15 protein-coding genes are annotated in these 19,333 nt (G+C 65.3%); 9 read left to right on the top strand and 6 right to left on the bottom strand.

Annotated elements, in window-relative coordinates; all coding sequences use genetic code 11:
• Positions 1 to 7 precede the first annotated feature (7 nt).
• The gene (locus tag PX52LOC_RS02195; RefSeq protein WP_149108545.1) at positions 8 to 319 is read right to left on the bottom strand and encodes a hypothetical protein; all 312 of its coding nucleotides are present in this window, start codon (positions 317 to 319) and stop codon (positions 8 to 10) included.
• Positions 320 to 521: 202 nt separating this feature from the next.
• On the opposite strand from PX52LOC_RS02195, the gene PX52LOC_RS02190 reads away from it, so the two are divergent.
• The 7 genes from PX52LOC_RS02190 to PX52LOC_RS02160 all read left to right on the top strand — a co-directional run bounded on the left by PX52LOC_RS02190 (position 522) and on the right by PX52LOC_RS02160 (position 11,653).
• A complete protein-coding gene (locus tag PX52LOC_RS02190) occupies positions 522 to 923 on the top strand; it encodes a hypothetical protein (protein WP_149108544.1) in 402 nt (133 codons plus the stop codon).
• Positions 924 to 977: 54 nt separating this feature from the next.
• Positions 978 to 1,955 (top strand): DUF1559 domain-containing protein, encoded by a 978-nt coding sequence (locus PX52LOC_RS02185; RefSeq protein ID WP_149108543.1) that lies wholly within the window; start codon positions 978 to 980, stop codon positions 1,953 to 1,955.
• Between the two features lie 170 nt (positions 1,956 to 2,125).
• Positions 2,126 to 2,899: an ABC transporter ATP-binding protein gene (locus tag PX52LOC_RS02180; RefSeq protein WP_149115395.1), complete on the top strand. Its 774-nt coding sequence runs from the start codon at positions 2,126 to 2,128 to the stop codon at positions 2,897 to 2,899.
• Between the two features lie 39 nt (positions 2,900 to 2,938).
• A complete protein-coding gene (locus PX52LOC_RS02175) occupies positions 2,939 to 3,703 on the top strand; it encodes an ABC transporter permease (protein WP_149108542.1) in 765 nt (254 codons plus the stop codon).
• Between the two features lie 111 nt (positions 3,704 to 3,814).
• Complete coding sequence (locus tag PX52LOC_RS02170) at positions 3,815 to 6,421, top strand: hypothetical protein (RefSeq protein WP_149108541.1); 2,607 nt, start codon at positions 3,815 to 3,817, stop codon at positions 6,419 to 6,421.
• A gap of 154 nt (positions 6,422 to 6,575) precedes the next feature.
• On the top strand, positions 6,576 to 10,838 hold the full coding sequence (locus tag PX52LOC_RS02165) for a DUF4340 domain-containing protein (protein ID WP_149108540.1): 4,263 nt from the start codon (positions 6,576 to 6,578) through the stop codon (positions 10,836 to 10,838).
• Positions 10,839 to 10,945: 107 nt separating this feature from the next.
• The gene (locus tag PX52LOC_RS02160; RefSeq protein ID WP_168218763.1) at positions 10,946 to 11,653 is read left to right on the top strand and encodes a HisA/HisF-related TIM barrel protein; all 708 of its coding nucleotides are present in this window, start codon (positions 10,946 to 10,948) and stop codon (positions 11,651 to 11,653) included.
• 10 nt (positions 11,654 to 11,663) lie between these two features.
• Here the strand turns inward: PX52LOC_RS02160 and PX52LOC_RS02155 are convergent, their stop codons facing one another.
• The 3 genes from PX52LOC_RS02155 to PX52LOC_RS02145 form a co-directional block, all read right to left on the bottom strand.
• Positions 11,664 to 11,969, bottom strand: coding sequence for a hypothetical protein (locus tag PX52LOC_RS02155; RefSeq protein WP_149108538.1), 306 nt, complete (start codon positions 11,967 to 11,969; stop codon positions 11,664 to 11,666).
• Positions 11,969 to 12,421 (bottom strand): hypothetical protein, encoded by a 453-nt coding sequence (locus PX52LOC_RS02150; protein WP_149108537.1) that lies wholly within the window; start codon positions 12,419 to 12,421, stop codon positions 11,969 to 11,971. The genes PX52LOC_RS02155 and PX52LOC_RS02150 overlap by 1 nt, the downstream gene beginning before the upstream one ends.
• A gap of 109 nt (positions 12,422 to 12,530) precedes the next feature.
• Complete coding sequence (locus PX52LOC_RS02145; RefSeq protein WP_149108536.1) at positions 12,531 to 14,483, bottom strand: serine/threonine protein kinase; 1,953 nt, start codon at positions 14,481 to 14,483, stop codon at positions 12,531 to 12,533.
• 252 nt (positions 14,484 to 14,735) lie between these two features.
• Here PX52LOC_RS02145 and PX52LOC_RS02140 point away from each other — a divergent pair, with 252 nt between their 5' ends.
• Together PX52LOC_RS02140 and PX52LOC_RS02135 are read left to right on the top strand one after the other, a co-directional pair.
• The gene (locus PX52LOC_RS02140) at positions 14,736 to 15,218 is read left to right on the top strand and encodes a DUF2203 family protein (protein ID WP_149108535.1); all 483 of its coding nucleotides are present in this window, start codon (positions 14,736 to 14,738) and stop codon (positions 15,216 to 15,218) included.
• A 396-nt stretch (positions 15,219 to 15,614) separates the two neighbouring features.
• Complete coding sequence (locus PX52LOC_RS02135; protein ID WP_149108534.1) at positions 15,615 to 16,160, top strand: hypothetical protein; 546 nt, start codon at positions 15,615 to 15,617, stop codon at positions 16,158 to 16,160.
• 12 nt (positions 16,161 to 16,172) lie between these two features.
• Here PX52LOC_RS02135 and PX52LOC_RS02130 read toward each other — a convergent pair whose 3' ends face one another.
• Both PX52LOC_RS02130 and PX52LOC_RS02125 read right to left on the bottom strand, forming a co-directional pair.
• The gene (locus PX52LOC_RS02130; RefSeq protein WP_149108533.1) at positions 16,173 to 17,852 is read right to left on the bottom strand and encodes a glycosyltransferase family 2 protein; all 1,680 of its coding nucleotides are present in this window, start codon (positions 17,850 to 17,852) and stop codon (positions 16,173 to 16,175) included.
• 4 nt (positions 17,853 to 17,856) lie between these two features.
• Positions 17,857 to 19,047 (bottom strand): HlyD family secretion protein, encoded by a 1,191-nt coding sequence (locus PX52LOC_RS02125; RefSeq protein ID WP_168218762.1) that lies wholly within the window; start codon positions 19,045 to 19,047, stop codon positions 17,857 to 17,859.
• Between the last annotated feature and the right edge of the window lie 286 nt (positions 19,048 to 19,333).

Raw genomic sequence — 19,333 nt, 5'->3', positions numbered from 1 at the left:
TGCCGACTTACTTCTTCTCCGTCGGGATCGACGGGATAATCAGGGCCGGGTGCCGCGGCGGCGGTTCGCTCCGCAGTAGGTCGTTCGGCACCTTCACCTCGCCGGTGAGTACCTTCGTCGGCTCGTCAATCTTCATCGCGGGCATTGTCGCGGGCATCGTCAACCCGGTGGGCACGACGAGGCCGTCTTCGATCACGGACGGCTTCGCGGCCGTCTCCGGTGCGGCAGCGACCGGCGGTGTGGCGTTGGAATGCGTGCCGAGGTAGTACGCCCCACCCACGGCCGCGAGAACGAGGAAACCGATCAGTGCTTTTCGCATAAGAACCCTCCGAAGTCGCGGGACATTACCGAATGTCCGGGAGGGCGTCGAGACGAACCACCTATTGTCCCGAAAGGAATTTCCAGAAAAGCATGAATCCCAGCCGATTCTGCTTGCTACTTGTTACAAACTTCTTTATTTCTTCATGCAGACTTCACGAATCGACCCGGTGCCGCCAAGCATCCCCCCACCGGAGATTGTTGTGCTTCGTTTCCTGCTTCTTCCTGCGCTCTTCTCACTCTCCTGCCTTCCCGGCTGTGGTCCCACCCCCACGTCCAACGTCCCGACGGCCGCGTGCTACCCCGCCAGGGGGCAGTTGACCGTTGCGGGCAAACCCGCCGTTGGGGCGACAATCATTCTCGTGCCGGCGAACGCCACTGACGCCCGGCCCCGGGCGACTGTCGGGCCGGAGGGGAAGTTCACCCTCAGCACCTTTGCCACCAATGACGGTGCCCCCGCCGGCGAGTACGGGCTGATCGTCTTTTGGAAGGGTGCCGAGGTGGACGACCAACTCAACGGCCGGTACAGCACGCCGGAGAAAACCAACCAGAAAGTCACGATCGCCGACGGCAAGCCCGAGTTGCCGCCCATCCAGTTGAAGTGATTCACCCGCCGGGTGTTCCTTTTTTTTCCGCCACCCTTTTCCGCCGAGGGTCTGATGCTTCATTCCCATTCCAAGCGACGGTCCGCGTTCACGCTCATCGAGTTGCTGGTCGTCATCGCGATTATCGCGATCCTGATCGGCCTGCTGTTGCCGGCCGTGCAGAAAGTTCGCGAGGCCGCCGCCCGCGCCAAGTGTTCGAACAACCTCAAGCAACTCGGCCTCGCCTGTCACAGTTTCCACGACACCTCGGGCATCATTCCGCCGTCGCGGGTCGCTTCGGGCGGCTTCCCCAAACTGAGCGTGCCGGCCGCCAAGTACCACGGTTGGGCCGTGTGGCTGTTGCCGCACATCGAACAGGGGGCGTTGGCGAACCTCTACAGCACCAACTTGCACTTGGGCGAAGGCAACAACAACGGCGCGATCACGACCAAGATTTTGACGTTTAAGTGCCCGTCCAGCCCGACGCTCGACCGCACGGCCCCCTCGTGGACGGCGCAAAGTTTCACCATGAACAACGCCGCGACGACGGACTACACGACGATTCGGTTCGTGACCCAGGCCCTTCGGGACGGTTTCACGGCACAGTTGGACGCCGCCACCGTGGGGGCCTCGTTCGACGGCGTTCAGGGCGTGCAGTCCAGTGCCCACTCGTATTCCACCGGCACGAACTACCGCATCACGAACTTCGCGGGCGTGACCGACGGCCTGTCGAACACGTTGCTCTACGTCGAGGATGCCGCCCGGCCGGACCTCTACAACATGGGGAAGATGATCAGTTCCAACAGCGTCGGGGCTTCCGCGTGGGCTGATTCGGAGAACGAAATCGGCCTCGACGGGTGCAACAACGGGACGACGCCCGGCACCCAGGCGATGAACTGTACGAACAGCGGCGAACCGTACTCGTTCCACACGAACGGCATGAACGTCGGGTTAGTCGACGGGTCCGTTCGATTCCTCTCGCAGAACATCTCGATCAAAGTCATGGCGGCCGTTGTGACCGCACGGGCGGGCGAAGTCACCACGTTCGATTGATGGGGTCGATTTCACCAGCACGAACCAAGTTCGTGCTGGTACTTCCCTTCGCTGTAACTTACCTATTCTGCCACTTGCCTTCCCGTCGCACTTCGTCTAATCCATAACTTGCCTTCCTCCGACCGGGTCGCCACCGCCGCTGAGACCCCGCTGACGGGACCGTGCCCCCCATGATCGTCGTCGAGAACCTCTACAAATATTACGGCGAATACCCCGCCGTCCGCGGTGTGTCGTTCGAGGTCCCGAAGGGCCGCGTGGTCGGATTCCTTGGGCCGAACGGGGCCGGGAAATCCACGACGATGCGCATCCTCGCCGGCTACCTGACGGCCACTTCCGGGAAGGCGAGCATCGACGGCCGCGACGTGTTCTGGGACCCGATCGAGGCCCGCCGCCGCATCGGGTACATGCCCGAGAGTTGCCCGCTGTACACCGACATGAAGGTGACGGAGTATCTGAAGTTCCGGGCCGGCCTGAAGGGCCTCGGCTGGGGCACGCGGCGGAAGCGGGTCGAGTACGTGTTGGAACGCTGCTGGCTGAAGGACGTTCGCAAGCAGATCGTTGGCACGCTGTCGAAGGGTTATCGCCAGCGGGTCGGCCTCGCGGATTCTTTGCTCGCCGACCCGCCGGTCTTGATCCTCGACGAGCCGACGGCCGGGCTCGACCCGACGCAGATTCGCGAAACCCGCAAACTGATCCGTGAACTCGGCCAGCAGCACACGATGCTGCTCTCGACGCACATCCTGTCGGAAGTGGAAGCCGCGTGCGACTCGGTCATCATCATCTACCAGGGGCAGGTTGCCGCCGAGGGATCGCTGGCCGCCGTGCGGGATCGATACGGCAATCAGAACTTGGAAGACATCTTCGTCCGCCTCACCGGTCAGGAAGGCGTGTACTCGGCGTCCGCGTCCCCGGGCGACCAGCCGGGGCTGTACATCGGCCGGTAATCGGGATCGCGACCACCCCCACACGAACCACGACCCACCATGCGACCCACCCTGGCACTCATCAAGCGCGAATTCACCGCATACTTCTTCTCGCCAATCGGCTTCGTCACGCTGGCCGTGTTCCTGCTCGTGACGGGGCGACTGTTCGGCGTGACGATGAACCTGCTCACGGAACCCGGCCCACGCGGCACCGAGTTTCCCATGCAGTCGCTCCTCGGCGACGAGAAGTTCTGGCTCGTCTTCCTGTTCATCCCGCCGCTGCTCACGATGCGATTGCTGGCGGAAGAGCGCGGCAGCGGGACGCTGGAAAGCCTGATGACGGCCCCGATCCGCGACTGGCAGGTCGTGGCCGGTAAGTACATCGCGTGCCTGATGTTCTACGTCGTGCTGTGGCTGCCGACGCTGGCCTACCTGCCGGTGCTGCTCGACATGGACCCGCAGACGTGGCAACCGCGGATCGACTGCTGGCCGGTGCTGACCTCCTACCTCGGTGCGTTCCTTGCCGGGGCGATGTTCCTGGCCATCGGCCTGTTCGTGTCGAGTCTGGTGAAGAGTCAACTCGTTGCCGCGATGATCGCGATGCTGCTGAGCCTCGTGTTCGTCGTCGCGGCCTTCTGGCGACCTGACTACGACACGGGATCGCTGACGACGAAGCTCGTGACGTTCATCAGCGTGCCCGAGCACTTCCGCCGGGACTTCACCCGCGGCATCCTCGACACCCGGCACATCGTGCTGTACGCGACGATCACGCTGCTCTGCTTGTTTCTGACGGTGCGGAGTTTGGAAGCCCGACGGTTACGGTGACGGATTTTTGGAACCCGGAGCGGAAGCGATGGGGTGTGGGGACGGCCTCAGCACCCCATCGCTTCCGCTCCGGGTTCCATGAAGAGGTCGAACGAGAGAAGAGTGACACCTATGGCTGACGCACGCCAGCGCACGACGTTCGGCAACGTGTTCCGGTTCACGATCCGCGGCCTCGGGCTGACCGGCCTCTTGGCGGCCGCGGTCGGCGGGGTGCTGTTGGCGACGGAACTGCCCGCGGTTGGCTGGCCGACGGACGGTGAGACGTTCGACAAGGTCAAGGTCGCCGGAACGGCACTCTGGAACAACTACTACGCCGCCTTCCACAGCAACTTCGGTGGCAACGCCAAGGTCGCGAGTTGGGTCCTCGGCGTCGGCGTCATTGCCGTGGCGTTGTGGCTGCTCGTCGAACTCGTCAGCGCGCTCACGCTCGTCACCGGCCGTCGCACGGCCGTCGGGGCCAACGGGTATCTGCAAACCGGCCTCGCGGTGGCGCTCGTCGTCCTCGTCAACGTCTGGTCGTTCTCGCACTACCGGCGGTACGACTGCACGAAGGACCATCAGTTTACGCTCCCGCAGGACGTTCGGGACGAACTGAAGCAGGTCACGCGGCCGACCGACGTGATCGTGTTGAAGATGCGGAAGCCGGACGCGGCCAACGCGGCGAACAGTTCCATCGACGACAGCCTCGTGTCGGCCGCCGACCGCAAGGTGACGGAGAAGGTCCGCGACCTCGTCGACTTGTTCCGCGAGATCGGACCGCAGTTCAAGGTGACGGTCCTCGACACCACCGACGAGGGCTACCTCGACCAACTCGATTCGGCCACGAAGGCCTCGCCAACGCTCCGCACGGCCATCGAGACGGCCCCCGAGAACAGCATCTTCTTCCACGCGGATGGCAAGGTGCAGCGGCTCAGCTTCGCCGAGTTCTACCTGCTCGACAAGACTGCGTCGCAGGAGCAAGTCGAACGGCCCGGCGGCACGACGCAGGCGAAGAACAAGAACCTCGTGCTGATCCCGCAAGGCATCCGGCCATTCGCCGACCACATCTTCAAGCTCGGCGAGAAGAAGCCGAAGGTCGGCCTGCTCATCATTCACCCGTTCTTCGCGTCGCAGTCGTCCGGCGACGAGGAAGCCGACCGCTACACCAGCGGTGGCCTGCGGCGGATGCTCGAACGCAACGGTTTCGATGTCGTGGACGTGTTCACCCGCCGCGGCCTCGGCCGGGGGGCCGGCACGCCCGCCGGCGACACGTTCGCTGAGAGCGAGTTGGCCGCCCTGGAGAACTCCTACACCGCCCTCAGTTCGCGGCAGCCGCGGTTCGAACTGCAACTGATGATGTTCCAAAAGACGAAGGACACGGTTGACCGCGAACCGCTCGACCAGATCACGAAGAAGCTTGAGTTCCTGCGGTTCAACAAGTCGTTCGACACGGAACAAGACCGCAAGGAGGCGTCCGAGTTCCTGGCGGCGAACGTCAAGAGCCTGCAAGACCGCATCAAGTCGAACCAGGAAGAGTTGGACAAGGTCCGGCCGAAGTACCTGGAGGCCCTCAAGAACGAGCGGGCCACGGAAGCCCGTCGCACGACCGACGTGAAGCTGAAGCTCGGCCGCGCGGTGGCTGACTGCGACGTCCTCATTGTGCCGCGGCAGACAACGCCGAACCTCGTCACGGGCGACTTCCTGCCGCCGGCGATCTACTCGCTGACGGAAGATCAGGCCGACGTGGTGAAGGACTTCGTCAAGGCGGGCAAGCCAGTGCTGGGGCTGTTCGGGGCAGTCAACCCGTCCGACGCGCGGCCGATCCCCGGCTTCGGGCCGGACGCCCTCGAAGCCGTCTTCACCCGCCTCGGCTTCGAGTTCAGCAACCTGACCGTGATGTACGACGCCGAGACGCGGGCGATGGTCGAGCAGAGCGGCGAAACTTTGCGGGCCGGCGGGACGGTCACGGTGCCGCCACTGTTGTTCGACGTTCCGAAGGGCGAGAAGGCCGCGAACCCCATCGCCGAGGCGATGCGCGTCTCCGGGCGGACGGCGGCCGGGCAGGCCGAACTGCGGCGGAACTGGTTCCGGCCGATCTACCTCAGCCCGAGTGTGGCCGCGAAGCAGAAGTTCGTGGCGACGATCGCCGAGAGTTCGAAGGAATCGTGGGGCGAGGAGAAGCCGGTGCCGGACGGCGAGTACGTGCCGGAGTTCACCCCCGCGAAGCCGGACGACCCGAAGCGGGGCACCCACAACGAGGAGCGCAAAGGCCCGTTCCCCATCGGCGCGGCCATCGAGCGGACGGTGCCGGTCGAGTGGCTGAACCCCGTCCCCGGTGCGGCCCACGACGCGGCTCTCGTCGGTGACGCGGTCGGCGGATGGGCGGCGTTCTTGCCCATGAGCCTTGCCGACCCGAGCGATTACCTGTCGGCCTTGCCGAAGGACAAGCGGCCGGACCTGCCGACGGTGCGGATCGCAGTTTACGGCCACGGCGGTCTGATCGCCGGCAAGAACCTCGACCCGGCCCACGAGAAGCTGATCGTCCACACGCTGAACTGGCAACTGAAGCGCGACGACCGTTTGCCGAAGGACTTGCCGGCCGAAGAGAAGTGGCAGTACCCGCGGGTCAACCTCGACGAGCGGCAATCGCTCTACTGGCGGCTCGGCACCGCGATCGGTCTGCCGCTGGTCTGTGCGTACTTCGGCGTGCTGATGCTGATGCTGCGAAAAGTGCGGTAAGAAGGAGATATCTCGCGCAAAGCCGCGAAGCCGCCAAGAACAGAAGCAGAGAGGGGAGAAGATTCGATCTTCTCGGCTATTCCACTCTCTCCGCATTCTCTTGACTTCTTTGCGACTTGGCGGCTTTGCGCGAGACGTTTTAAGAGACCCCCTCATGCGTTGGTTCACCACGATCCTGCTTCTCGTTCTCGTCGCCGGTGCCGCAGTTTGGCTCTGGAAGGGGGACAGCCTCGCCCCGTCGCTCGGATTCGGCCCGCCGGCCGCGGTCGTCGATTCGCCCGTCGAGGAATCGCTCGGGTATCTGAAAGCCGACGAGGTAACGGCGGTCACGCTGACCAATGGCGGCGACACGCTCTCGCTCGTCCGCGGTGCGAACGGAACCTGGACGCAACCCGGCAACTGGCCCGTGCGGCAGGACGAAGCGAAGGCCCTCGTGGCCGCGCTGACGACCTTGAAGTCGCGGTTCCAACCGATCACGACGGACGGTGACTACAAGCCCCTCGGCCTCGACGCGAGCCAGAAGCCGATCACGGTGAAACTCGACCGCGGCGACCGCACCACGACGCTCGTCCTCGGCCGGCCGACGGCGAAGGCCGACGAACCCGAGTACGCCCGGCCGACCTACATCAAGGTGAACGGCCACCCGGACGTCCTCCGCTTCGACTCGGACCTGATGCAAGTCGTCGCCCGCAAGCCGGAAGAGTACCGGCGGAAGCAGTTGTTCCCGGAGTTCGAGCGGGTCAAACTCAACGGTGGCGAGCCGGCCAACCCCGGGCAACCTCTGAGCGGGGGCCGCGTGGCCGTCGTGAACAATGACATCACGGCGATCAAACTGGAGAGCGGCCCCGACGGCGTCGCACTGAAGCGCGTCGCCCCGAATCCTGTGCCGAAGGCGGACCGCGACGCCACGGGCGAGCCGTCGTTGCAGGCGAACAAACTCGCGTTGGCCTGGGAACTCGACGCAATCGGGGCCGGCAAGGCGTACACTTCGCTACGCGATCGCCTCGACCCGGCCAAGCTCCGCGGCGTCGTCACGGCCATCCCGGAACTGTGGGTCGAGCAGTTCCTTCCCGCGAAACCGGCCACCGAGACGGGCCTCGACAAGCCGTTGCACGTCCTCACCGTCACGCGGGCGACCGGCCCGACGACGCTGAAGGTCGGCAAACAGTCCCGCAAGATCGAGAAGGACGGCCCGCCCCCGCCGCCGGCCCAACCGTTCGCCCCGCCGCCCCCGCCGTCGCCGAAGATCATCGAAGCGTACCACTACGCGAGCATCGACGGGCTCGACCTGCTGTTCGAGGTAAAAGCCGACAAGTTCCCCGACCTGTTCCCGAAGCTCGAAGACCTCCGCGACGCAAACCTCGCCCGGTTCGAGGCCGATGAGGTGACGAAGGTCGAAGTCGCACTGAAGGGCCAACCGCCGATCACCCTCACCAAGAAGAAGGGGAACAAGGCTGCTGACAAGGACGACGAGAAACAGGACCGCTGGTACGTCGGCGACGTGCTGGCCGAGGCGGGCAAGGTCACGGAACTACTCGACAGTCTCGGCAAGCTGGAAGCGAAGAACCCGCCCGGCCCGATGGACCCGTTGATCGTGGCCGAGAAGCCGACCGGCGATCGACCGGTGATCGACAACCCGACTCCGAAGATGATCGCCGACCTCGGCCTCGACGGGTCGAGTAGCCTTACGTTGACCGTGCAGGAGAAGTCGCCGGAAGGCCAAACGCCGCCCGCGCCGCGGACGATCAAGTACCTGATCGGCAAAGACGATGTCGAGAAGAAGAAGCTCAATGTGCAGGTCGCCGGGTGGAACCGCGTGAACGTGGTCGCCGACGACGTGAAGAAACTCATCGACCGCCCGACCCTCGCCTACCGCGGCCGCCGACTGTTCGACACGGTCGAGGCGAAATTGACCGGCGTCACCGTTACGAAGCCGGGCGGTGACTTCGCTCTGCAACAGACTGACGCGAAGTGGAAGCTGACGAAGCCGCTGGCGATCGACGCCGACGCGGCCAAGGCGAGCCAACTAACTGGCGACCTGTCGCGGCTGGAAGTGACCGAGTACGTGGACGACGCTCCGAAGCTCGAAGACCTGGACAAGAAGTACGGCCTGAAAACGCCGGCGCTGACGGTGCAACTCGCGTTCGCCGGCGGCAAGGACGAGAAGCTGGAGATCGGCTCGTCGCCCGAGTTCAAGCCCGAGTACTACGCCCGCCGCAACGGCACGGGCAGCGTCTTCACCGTGCCGAAGGCGACCATTGACACGCTCAAGGACGGTGCGCTCGCGTTCCTGCCGCTGCAACTCTGGAGCGTGCCGCCCGACAAGGTGGCGTCGGTCGAAGTTCAGCGGGACGAGGGCAAGGAGACGTACAAGCTGACGCAGGACGCCGGCAGTTGGAAGATCACCGGCCCCTTCGACGCCCCGGCGGCGTTCCTGGCGACGCAACCGCTCGCGGCCGCCGTCGCCAACGTGCGGGCCGAGAAGTACGACGCGGCCACCGCCGACCCGGCGAAGCACGGCCTCGACAAGCCCGCGATGAAGCTGGTCGTTTCCTACAAGGAAGCGAAGGCCGACGACCCGAAGGTCGAGCAGGCCGTGACGCGGACGCTCTTGATCGGCAAGCCGGCCGACGTCCCGAACACGCGGTACGCCAAGCTCGCCGACGGTCCGAACACCGCCGTCTTCGTCATGACCGACGCACTGGTGAAGGACGTGGACAAGTCCGCACTGGAGTTGCTCGACAAGTCGATCCTCGTGCAAGACCCGGCCAAGCTGACGAAGGTGCAGATCGTCGGGCCGAAGGCCGAGGAGAACGTCACGCTGGTGAAGGACGACAAGGGGGCGTGGAAGGCCGACGGGGCGAACTTCACGCCGGACGCGCCGACCGTGCAAATGCTGGCGGCGTTCGCCGCCCGCCCGAGCGTGCAGAAGATCGCCGCCTACGGTCCGGCCGCGAAGTGGGCCGACTACGGCCTCGACAAGCCCGAGTACACCATCACCGCGACGTTCACCGACATGGGCAAGCCGACCGTTCACACGATCAAGCTCGGCAAGCCGGACGGCAAGGCCCGCTTCGTTCGCGTCGATGACGGCCCGGCCGTCGGGGTTCTCGCGCCGATCGCGGCCGAGGCACTCGCCCGCGGCAAGCTCGACTTCGCCGACCGCTCGCTGTTGACCTTCGACCCGCCGGCGCTCATGGCCTTTACCCGCAAGAAGGGGGCCGACGAGTTGGAGATCGTGCAAGGGGCGACCGTCGGGTGGGACATAGTTAAGCCGGCGAAGTTGAAGGCCGATCAAGCGATCCTCGACGACCTCAGCGAGCAACTCTCGCGACTACGGGCGACGAAAGTCGCGGCTTACGGCACGAAAGACCTGAAGCCGTTCGGCCTCGACGAGCCGACCGCCACAATCACGCTCAAGGTGCTGAAGGCCGACAAGCCCGAAGACAAAGTGTTGAAGGTCGGCAAGCCGGTCGATGAGAAACAACCGACCGGCGACCGTTACGCGATGGTGGACGGCAAGGCCGACGTGACCGTCGGTGTGCTGCCGGCGGCACTGGCGAACCGTCTCCTCGGCGACCCGTTGAAGTTCCGCGACCGGGCGCTGGCCCGCTTCCAGAAAGTAGACCGCATCGAGATGACCCGCGGCGACCGCACCGTGACGTTCGCCGACGTGAACGGCACGTGGAAGGTGGTCAAGCCGGTGGAAGCCGAGGCGGAGCAAGCCGACATCGACGAACTCATCAACGCCCTCGCGAAGTTGCAGGCCGACGAACTGGAAGCCGACAAGCCGAAGGACTTGAAGCCTTACGGTCTCGACAAGCCGACGGTGAAGTGGGTGCTGAAGAACGGCGACACCGAAGCGATGAGTCTACTCGTCGGCTCGAAAAAAGACGGCCGTGCGTTCGTGAAGTTGGAGAAGGGCGATCTCGTCGGCCTGCTCGACCCGTCGCTGACGGCGAAGGTCACGGGCGAGTACCGCAAGCGGGCCGTCTGGACCGGCATCGACGCCTCGCAGGTGGAGAACGTCGAGATCAAGGCCGGCGATTCGACGGTGCAGTTGACGAAGGTCGGCATGGCGTGGGCCGACACGGCGAAGCCGACGGACATCATCGACGCCGGGAAGGTGAGCGAACTGCTCGACGCGCTGGCCGGGCTGAAAGCCCTCCGGTACGCCTCGGACAAGGACGCCGACCTGAAACTCTACGGCCTGCAACCGCCGCAACGGACGATCACGATTTCGCAACGCGGCGGGGTAACGAAGACGCTACAGATCGGCCGTGAAGAGGGCGGCAGCAACGGCTCCCGGCTCTACGCCCGCGTGGACGAGAAGGGCCGCACCGACGTGTTCGTGCTGAGCGAAGCCGACACGCAGAAGTTGACCCGCGACCGAGCGGCGTTCGCGGGGAAGAAGTAAGCGTCTTGGCGAGTCGAGCACCGTGAGGTGCCGGGTGAATCGCAACGCCACTCACCCGGCACCTCACGGTGCTCGGCTCGCCAAGTTCTGCGACTGGGTTCCGTTTCGTGCGAATCATCCCCGTTCTCGATATTCTCGGCGGTGAAGTGGTCCGGGCCGTCGGTGGCCGCCGGGACGAGTACCGACCCGTCGTTAGTCGCATCACTGCCTCCACACTGCCACTGCAAGTTGCAACTGATCTGCTCGCCGCCACCCGCGCGACGGAACTGTACGTCGCCGACCTCGATGCCATTCGCGGACAGCACGACAGCCTTTCGCCGGCAGTGGTGGAATTCCTGAACGCGGTTACGGTCCCCGTCTGGCTCGACTTCGGCGTGAGAACGAGTGCCGACGTGCGGCTCGTGCCCGCGAATGCGCGGCCCATCGTCGGCACCGAGACGGCCTGGGATTCTGGCGTCGCGTCGGCGTTCCGCCATCACGCGGCGGGCTGTGCGGTCTCGATCGACCTGTTCGACGGCTCGCTGTTGGGTCGGTGGAAGAAGTGGGGTGTGCAATCACCGCGCGACGTGCTTGGCGTGGCCGCCGCAGCGGTGGCGATGGGCGTGCCAACCCTCATCGTGCTCGATCTTGCGTCGGTGGGAACGGGCGAAGGGCCGCGGACGCTGGAGACTTGCCGGGCGATCCGCGAGCGGTTCCCCAAGGTGGAACTGCTCACCGGCGGCGGGGTGCGGAGTCGGGCCGACATCGACCGCCTGGGCGATGTCGGCGTGGACGGTGTCCTCGTCGCGTCGGCTCTGCACGATGCGTTGATCTAGCCGTCGCCGGTTACTTCACGACCGACACTTCCGCGTAGCGGGGCATCGCGTCCATCGTGCGGCGGTCGGTTTCGAGTTCTTGCGTCAACCGCTTCATCGCTTCCTCGGCGTTCGCCGCCGTGATCTCGCTCGGCGTCACGTACACCGACGGCAGCGTCGGCCGCGGGGCGTCCCGCAGGATCGGCTCGGGCGATTCGGCATTCTTGCCATCAGCGGCCGGAGCCGCAAGGCCGGCGAGCGGGCCGACGGGCTTGAAGTGCAGGCAACCGGGCCCGGCCAGAATCAGGCCGGCCGTCATCAGGAGTATGGCTTTCATTACTTGCCCCCCGCGGCGTCTGCCGGGGTGGGCGCGGCCACCTTCGCGGCGTCGAACGCCGGTTCCGCCGCCGCCTTCGGGGCGGATCGCGTGGCGTTGCCGCGGACGCCCATGCGGGCCACCCGGGCCTGGCAGATTTCGACCGCCTGCCGTTCGAACTCGTCGATCTGTTGCAGAAGCGCGTCGTTGTTCTTCGCGACCGCGATCTCTCGCAGCTTCGCACAGGCGTCCAGCCGGCGGGTACACGCCTTCTGTTCTTCCTTGACGGCCTCGGCCAGCACGTCCGCGGTCAGCGGCGCAATGATGACCGACGGTCGTTGCGGCGTGGCGGATTTGTCGTCGGCCTTTTTGGCGGCCGGCCGCGAATCGGTGGCCTTCGGCCCGTCGCCGAACGCGACCCCCGCCGCGAGGCACACGACGGCCGCCAGCCCCCCGGCTGCGATGCGGTACATGGCACACTCCCCCAGGACCCGCGGCCGTCCCCCGACGGTTCCGCTTCCGAGACGGGCATATGCCAGGAGATTCGGAGCGTGTAAAGGCCGAGTTGGTGGACGGCGACCGTTAGCCGCGGCGGGGCAGGATGTGGAGTTGGAATGCGATCTCGCCACTCTTCTGGCCGTTGACGGCGGCCCAGAGGGTGACGGGCGTCATGCCGGCGGGGCTTTCCCACGGCACGTGCAGGTCGAAGGCCCGCGGTTGCGGCTGGCCCAGCCACGTCAGGTTCAACAGCGAGTGGGCCACGCCGGCGTTCGTCACCTTCAGTTGCAGGCTCAGGTTCACGCCGCGTTCCACTTCCTGGTCGATGAACCCGGTGGCGAGCAGCATCGAATCGCGGTGGAACGCCCGGGACAGGGTGTTCACGCTGTCGAACGACTCCGGCGTGTGGGCGAAGACCTGGAGTTTGATGCTGTCACCCGGCGACACCTGCGGCGGGCCGAAGACGCTGAGTTGCACGAGGTCGCTCGACTGCGGCCGCCACGACCGGAGCCACGTCTTCACGCGGTACCACCAGGTCCGGGCGAAGGACGGCACGTCCGGTTGCACGCTCGCGGCGGCCGAACTTTCCGACGGGTCGCTCGTCGGCGTGTACGTCACGGGTGACGGCAGTTCCGTTGTGGAAGACCCCCGGCCCGGCCGCTCGGCCCTCGTCAACGACACGGGAACGGGCTTCGGCACCGACGACACGGGAACGGACCGGAGCATCGACGGTTGAATCGGTTCCGGCGGTTTTGGGTGGCGGGCGGAGGCCCAGTTGTGTTCACTGCTCTCGTCGGGCGGCACGTAGTCGCCGAAGTCGATGTCGCTGGCGGACGGCGGCGAGGCCGGCCGGACCGGCGGGTGCGGCTTGGGCGGCCACGGCGTCGATGCCGTGCCCCGCGAGGGGGTCGGCGTGTCCACGTGCGACTGCGGCTTCGCCGCCAGCGGCGGGGCCGACGGGCCGGCCTTGGCCTCGGGCAACTCCACGAAAGCGTTGGACGTCTCGGCCTGGAGGGTCGCCGCGATGTCGGTCATCGACGTCGGCCGGTCCGCCGCCGACTTGCTCATCAACCGTTGGATCAGTTCGTCGAGCCAGAGGGGGACGGTCGGGTTCGCGGCCCGCGCCGACGGCGGCGGTTGCATCTGGTGTGCGAGGACGCGGTCCACCACGTTCCCCTCGGCGAACGGCATCTGGCCGGTCAGGACGTAGTAGAAGACGCAGCCGAAACTGTAGGCGTCGCCAGCCGGGTCGCGGAGCGTCGGCGAGTTGAGCGTCTCGGGGGCACAGCACTCGAGCATGCCCATCGTCGCGTGGGCGGACGACATCGTGTCGAGCATCGACTCTTCGTCGGCGATGTTGTCGGACAAAATCGCGCCGACGCCGAGATCGAGTATGCGCACCCGACCGTCGGGGCCGATGAGTAAGTTCGAGGGGTTCAGCAGGCCGTGCGAAATGCCCGCCGCGTGGCAGACCGCCAGTCCTTCGGCCGCTTGCATCATGAGCATCGCGGCGACCGGCACCGAGGCCGGGCCTTTCTCACCCACCCGGTGGGCAAGGCTCAAGCCTTCGACGAACGGCCAGACGAGGTAGTGCGACCCGCCGGCCGAATCGACGTCGACGAACGGCACGACGGACGGGTGGGCCGGCAGGTCCGCGAAGGCCGTCAACTGTGATTTCGCTTGGCGGACGTTCCACAGGCTCCGCAGCGGCAGAACCTTGATCGCGTACCGCTTGCGGTCCGATCGCCCGATGCCCTGGAAGACCTCTCCGAAACTGCCGCTGCCGATTGGCTCGGCCAGCAAGTACGGGCCGAGAACCAGTCGCCCCGCCTCTCCCGCCAGCACGCGCTCGGCTTGATACCGGGTCAGCAAGCCGCTATTGACGAAGTATTCCGCCAAAGCAACCGCATCGCCCCCTTTGTGGAGGGCTTTAAACTCGGACAGGTACGGGGCCAGTTGGGCCGATTCGAATACGTGGGCCGCGGTCAATTCCTTGACCAGCCAGGCGGCAGACTGATTGACGGCAGGCACGGACATGGCGAGTCGTGGCCGAGGATGAACCGGGGAGGAAACTGTTAACTTCTAGGCGAACTATAGAGCGAATTTCCGCTAAAGCCAAACCCGTGCAAGGATTCGTCCGGCGGGCGTTATCTCTTTACAAGGGCGGGCGAAGGAATTTTTCGAAATCGAACGCACGGCCCGGCTCGTAGTTACTTTTGTGAAGAATCAAGACATATAATACCTCAAGCACCGACGCGATCGGTGACAAACTTTAACGGAGAGCCAAAGATGAACAGTTCTCCCAAACCTGCGTCCAATCCGACCGGGAAGTCTCGGCGGAAAGAAGTGAACCTGGATTTAACCACGGCTCGCCAGATGCTACCCTTAGTTCGTAGCATCGTGACGGATATCGTGGACACGACGGAACGGCTGACCAACCTCGCCCCGGAACGGGATACGCTCGATGAATATCGGCGGTCTCTCACCTGGGCGAGTCGGGAACGCCGGTACGCCCTCCAAGATGCGATTGCGGCTTCCGAGAAGAACTTGGAAGGGGCGGTCCGCGAGTTGGACACGCTCGGCGTGTCGTTGGTGGATTCCCACGGGGGACGGGTGGATTTCCCCACCCGCATCAACGGCCGACCGGCGGCGTACTCGTGGCAGCTCGGCGAAGACGCGGTGAGTTTCTGGCGGTACGCGGGGGAAGAGCTTCGTCGTCCGATTCCGGCCGACTGGCAACCCGCGTCCACCCGCACCGTGGCCCAGCCCTGAGTCGCTCGTTCGTCTCGATCTTCAGGTAAGATCAAGATTTGCGTGCGAGAGACGGAAACAGAATTTATCCTTGTTTTCCTTGCCCTCGGCGGAATCGCGATCTAGATACTGGTGTCCGCAACGGTGACGCAAGTGACCGACGCGGACGAAACCGAACGGCAGTTTTTGTGTCGTTCGGTCCCGTGCAAACGGGAACTTAGTGTTGGCTTGTTCTGCTCCGAGGGGGGAGCAGTTTAAGCAGCCAGGCTACCGAAGGGATGGACGGGACCCAAAAGTATGCTTGGTACCGGGCACGGGAAACCGTGCCCGGTTTTTTTTCGTACCCACTATCGCCCATCAACGCCTCAGACCTCACACATTTCGTTCTGCGAGAGTGGCGGCAGGAGGATCCTTTCCATGCCCGCGATTGCGGTTCCGGAACTCGATTTCTCGCCCGGACAAGTCCTTTGTCTTCACATCCCACACGGCTTCCACTTACAAGAAGCAGCAATCGAACAGGGAATATTGCGAGCTTCCCAGCACGCGAACAAGTCGGTCCTGATTTGTCGACCCGCAACGGGCCGTCGTGGGCTTCGGGAGTTCATCCGCCGACAGCGAACGGTGGAATGGCTCGCTCGGGCCGGTGACATTTCGAAGGCCGATGCGGCACAAGTCATCGACGAGTTCGGTGTGACTGTTCGGGAGATCATGTGCCACAACGCCGGGACGCCGCGGTGCTTCCTGGGAATCGCCGCTGCCATCTGTCGGAAACCGGATGTGCTCCTCTATTCGAGTGCCGGGCTTGATCCCTTGGGCCGTGTCGCGGTTCACCACTACGTCGCAGCAAATGGCCAGAATCTGTGCGCCGTGCACCTCTCGGGAGCTTCCGCATTCGGGGACGGCACACCGGCGCCACGGGTGTGCCCGCCTCGTGCCCGGTGCATCGAACTGCAACCGGGTTGACGCGCACCACGATTAGCCGAACACCCGCCGGGCGAGGGCCGTCGCCGTGCCGACGACGCTGCCCTTACGGACCTCCGGGGCGTCGGCCGACCCGGCCTTCGGCCGTTCGACGCAGACGAACACGCACAGGGCCAACAGCGTCAGCGCGTACACGCTCCACGCCACGTCGACGGCGGTCAGCGAGTTGATCGTGACCACCTCGTACCACCCCGTCAGGTTCAGGGCCATTCCGAAGAGTGTCAGCCCGGCCAGCACCGCGAACGGTCGGAGGATGGCCCACTGGATGACGACGCGGTCGCGGGCTTGTCCCTTCGCCGTCACCTGGAACGGGCGGCCGAACGGCTGGACCACGGCTTTCGCGAGGGCGGCCGTGAAGTGGAACGCGCCCAGGGACCGCTGGACGGCCGAGATCGGCGGAATCACACGGCCCTCCGAGAGCCAGTACATCACGACCCACGCGGCGACGAACCGCGGCAAGAGGATCGCGTACAAGCCGTCGCCGGCCCCCGGAATCGCCGACACGCCGGTCAGCCAAAAGACCGCCGGGGCGAACAGCATCAGCACCGTGAACGGGAACGTGAACCAGTAGAGAATCGGTTCGAGGTAGAAGAGGCGGTCGAGCCAGGATAGGCCGCGGCCGCGGAACGGGCCGGTCTTGATGTAGGCGTGCTGGATTGTGCCCGAACACCACCGCGCCCGCTGCTTGATGTACTCGGGCACGCTCTCCGGGGCCAACCCGATGGCCAGCGGTTCGTTCAAGAACAGCGTCCGCCAGCCCCGGGCCTTGAGCGCGTAGGTGATCTCCAGGTCTTCGCAAATCGACGACTGCGGGAACCCGCCCAACTCGGTCAGTCGGGCGCGGGGCACGACCCACCCGCTGCCGACGCAGAAGGCGTTGCCGTAGGAGTCGCGGGCCGACTGGGCCATCGTCATGAAGAAGAACTGTTCTTCCGTCCACGCACGGCCGCCGAACAGGTTGTACTGCACCGGGTCGGGGTTGCGGAAGTGCTGCGGCGTTTGCACGAGGCCGATGCCGATGCGGAACAGCAGGAAGCCCAGTGCCCTCAGCAAGAATCGCGGATCGAGTTCGAAGTCCGCGTCGATCACTAGTAGGTACTCGCCGGCCGTCCGCGGCAGGGCGTAGTTCAGGTTGCCGGCCTTGCCGTGTTCGTTCGTCGGGCGGACCACGCACCCCACGCCGTACTTGTCACACAGTTCCTTCAGCCACGGCCGCTTACCGTCGTCGAGCAGCCAAATCTTGAGCCGGTCCCGCGGGTAGTCCAGGGCGAGGGCCGCCCGGATGGTGCGTTCGAGGATCTCGGCGTTCTCACTGTACGTGGGCACGAACACGTCCACCATCGGCAAGTCCGGGGTGGCGCGCAGGGCCGCTTCGTACCGGTTCGCTTCGGGCGTGTGGTTGGTCACGCGGATGAGGACGGAAACGCTCCAGACCTCGTACACAATGGCCACGGCTTCGGCGGCGAAGAACGCCCAGACCCAGAGGGCGGTCGGCGTACCGGCGAACGCCGGCAGGGTGTCCGACCACCGCCACCCGACGTAGGCGATGGTCAGCGCGTGAAGGAAGAGAACCGCCGCCAACCGGAACCAGGGGTTCCGCGTTGGCGTGTCGGTGGCCAATAACACCAGCCCGGCGGCGAGCGCCAGGGCGAGGACGAGGGAGTCACCGGGCATCGGGTTAGAACCTCAGCCGCGAGAACAACCACTCGACGCCCTGTTCGACCTTGCTCGGCTCGGCCCCGGTAATCAGTACGCGGGCGTGCCGGCCGACGAGGGCAACGTCCGGTGACGCGCCTTCGAGTTCGATGATTACTTTCACCTGCCGCACGTCGCCGTCGGTGAGCGCGACCGCGTAGGCGCGTTCCGCCTCGGTGGGGTCCGGGGTGCGAACCGCGTGAACCCGGCCGGTGAGGGTTTCGCCGCCGGTCAGGCAGATCGTCGCCCGGCAGCCGGGGCCAACCGACGACAGGTGGCGTTGGTGCAGAAGGGCCTCCACGAACACCGTCTTCTCGTCGGCGACGTTCAGGACGGTTTCGTTCCGCTCCACGACCTGATGGAGCGTTCCCGGCCGCTTCCACACGACGCCGGAAACCGGGGCGGGAACGGCGGTGCTCGCCAGGCGGTTCATCCGGTCTTCTTCGGTCCGAATGCCCCGCTCGGCCGCGGCGATTAGTTCCGTGGTCTCGGCAAGGTCGCCCTTGATGCGGGTGATCTTGGCCGACAGCTCGTGTTCTTGGACCTGATAGAACGGCGTTTCGCGGTTGACGAACACGCCCTTCTGAACGGCGTGCAACTCTTTCTCGACGCGCTCCAAGAGTACCTTCTCTTGCTCGATCCGCGACTTCGAGACCTTGGCCGCGTCGCGGGTGTCGTCGTGTTCGAACACCCCGACCGCTTGGTTACTCGCCAGACTGCTCATCCGGCCGGCCCGCCGCTCGGCGACCTGGTGCTCCAGTTCCGCCATCTCGACTTTCACCCGCCCCTCGCGGCACGTCTGGCCGAGAATCTCCACGAGCGCGTTCTTGTACCGCCCGAGGTCCGCTTCACACACCGCGTGGGCCGTGACCGTTGTTTCCAGTTCGCTCGCCAACCGGCCGTGCCGGGCGACGAGGTCGCTGTGCCGGGCGCGGGCCACCGCCAGCGGCCCGCCGTCTACGTCCCGACCGGCGACTCGTAAGACTTGATCTCCCAGGGCGATCCGGTCGCCGACGCCCACCGCGAGGGCCGCAACTTCGCCGTTGATCGGGGCTCGGATTTGAACGACCTGAGCGTTGACCACCGCCCGGCTCGAAACCGGGAAGAAGAACGGCAGCGCCCAGAACCAGACCGCGAGTAGCAAGAGGGCGACCGCCACGGTTCGCCGGGCCATCCGGGAACACCACGCGAAGTAGTTTCCGCGCGATGGTGTGCGGGGCGGGACCGGCGTTGTCTTGGCAATCACAACGTCCGATCCGGTGTCGTGAACCGTTTCCCGCGAGGATGCATTGAGGTGCGTGGGAAGGGAGCGATGATCTCCCGCGATTCGATGATGGACTACGACCGCTTCAAGGCTCCGATCCAATTCGCAAGTTTCCCCCGCATCGGTGCGGGGGTACGTGACAGTGTCCATACGTCAAAATCCTTCAGCAGACGGAACGGCATACGACGCACCACCG

The organism is Limnoglobus roseus (assembly GCF_008254045.1).
Taxonomy (GTDB): Bacteria; Planctomycetota; Planctomycetia; order Gemmatales; family Gemmataceae; genus Limnoglobus; species Limnoglobus roseus.
The sequence above is the reverse complement of the archived record's forward strand: the minus strand, read 5'-3'. Positions and strand labels throughout refer to the sequence as shown.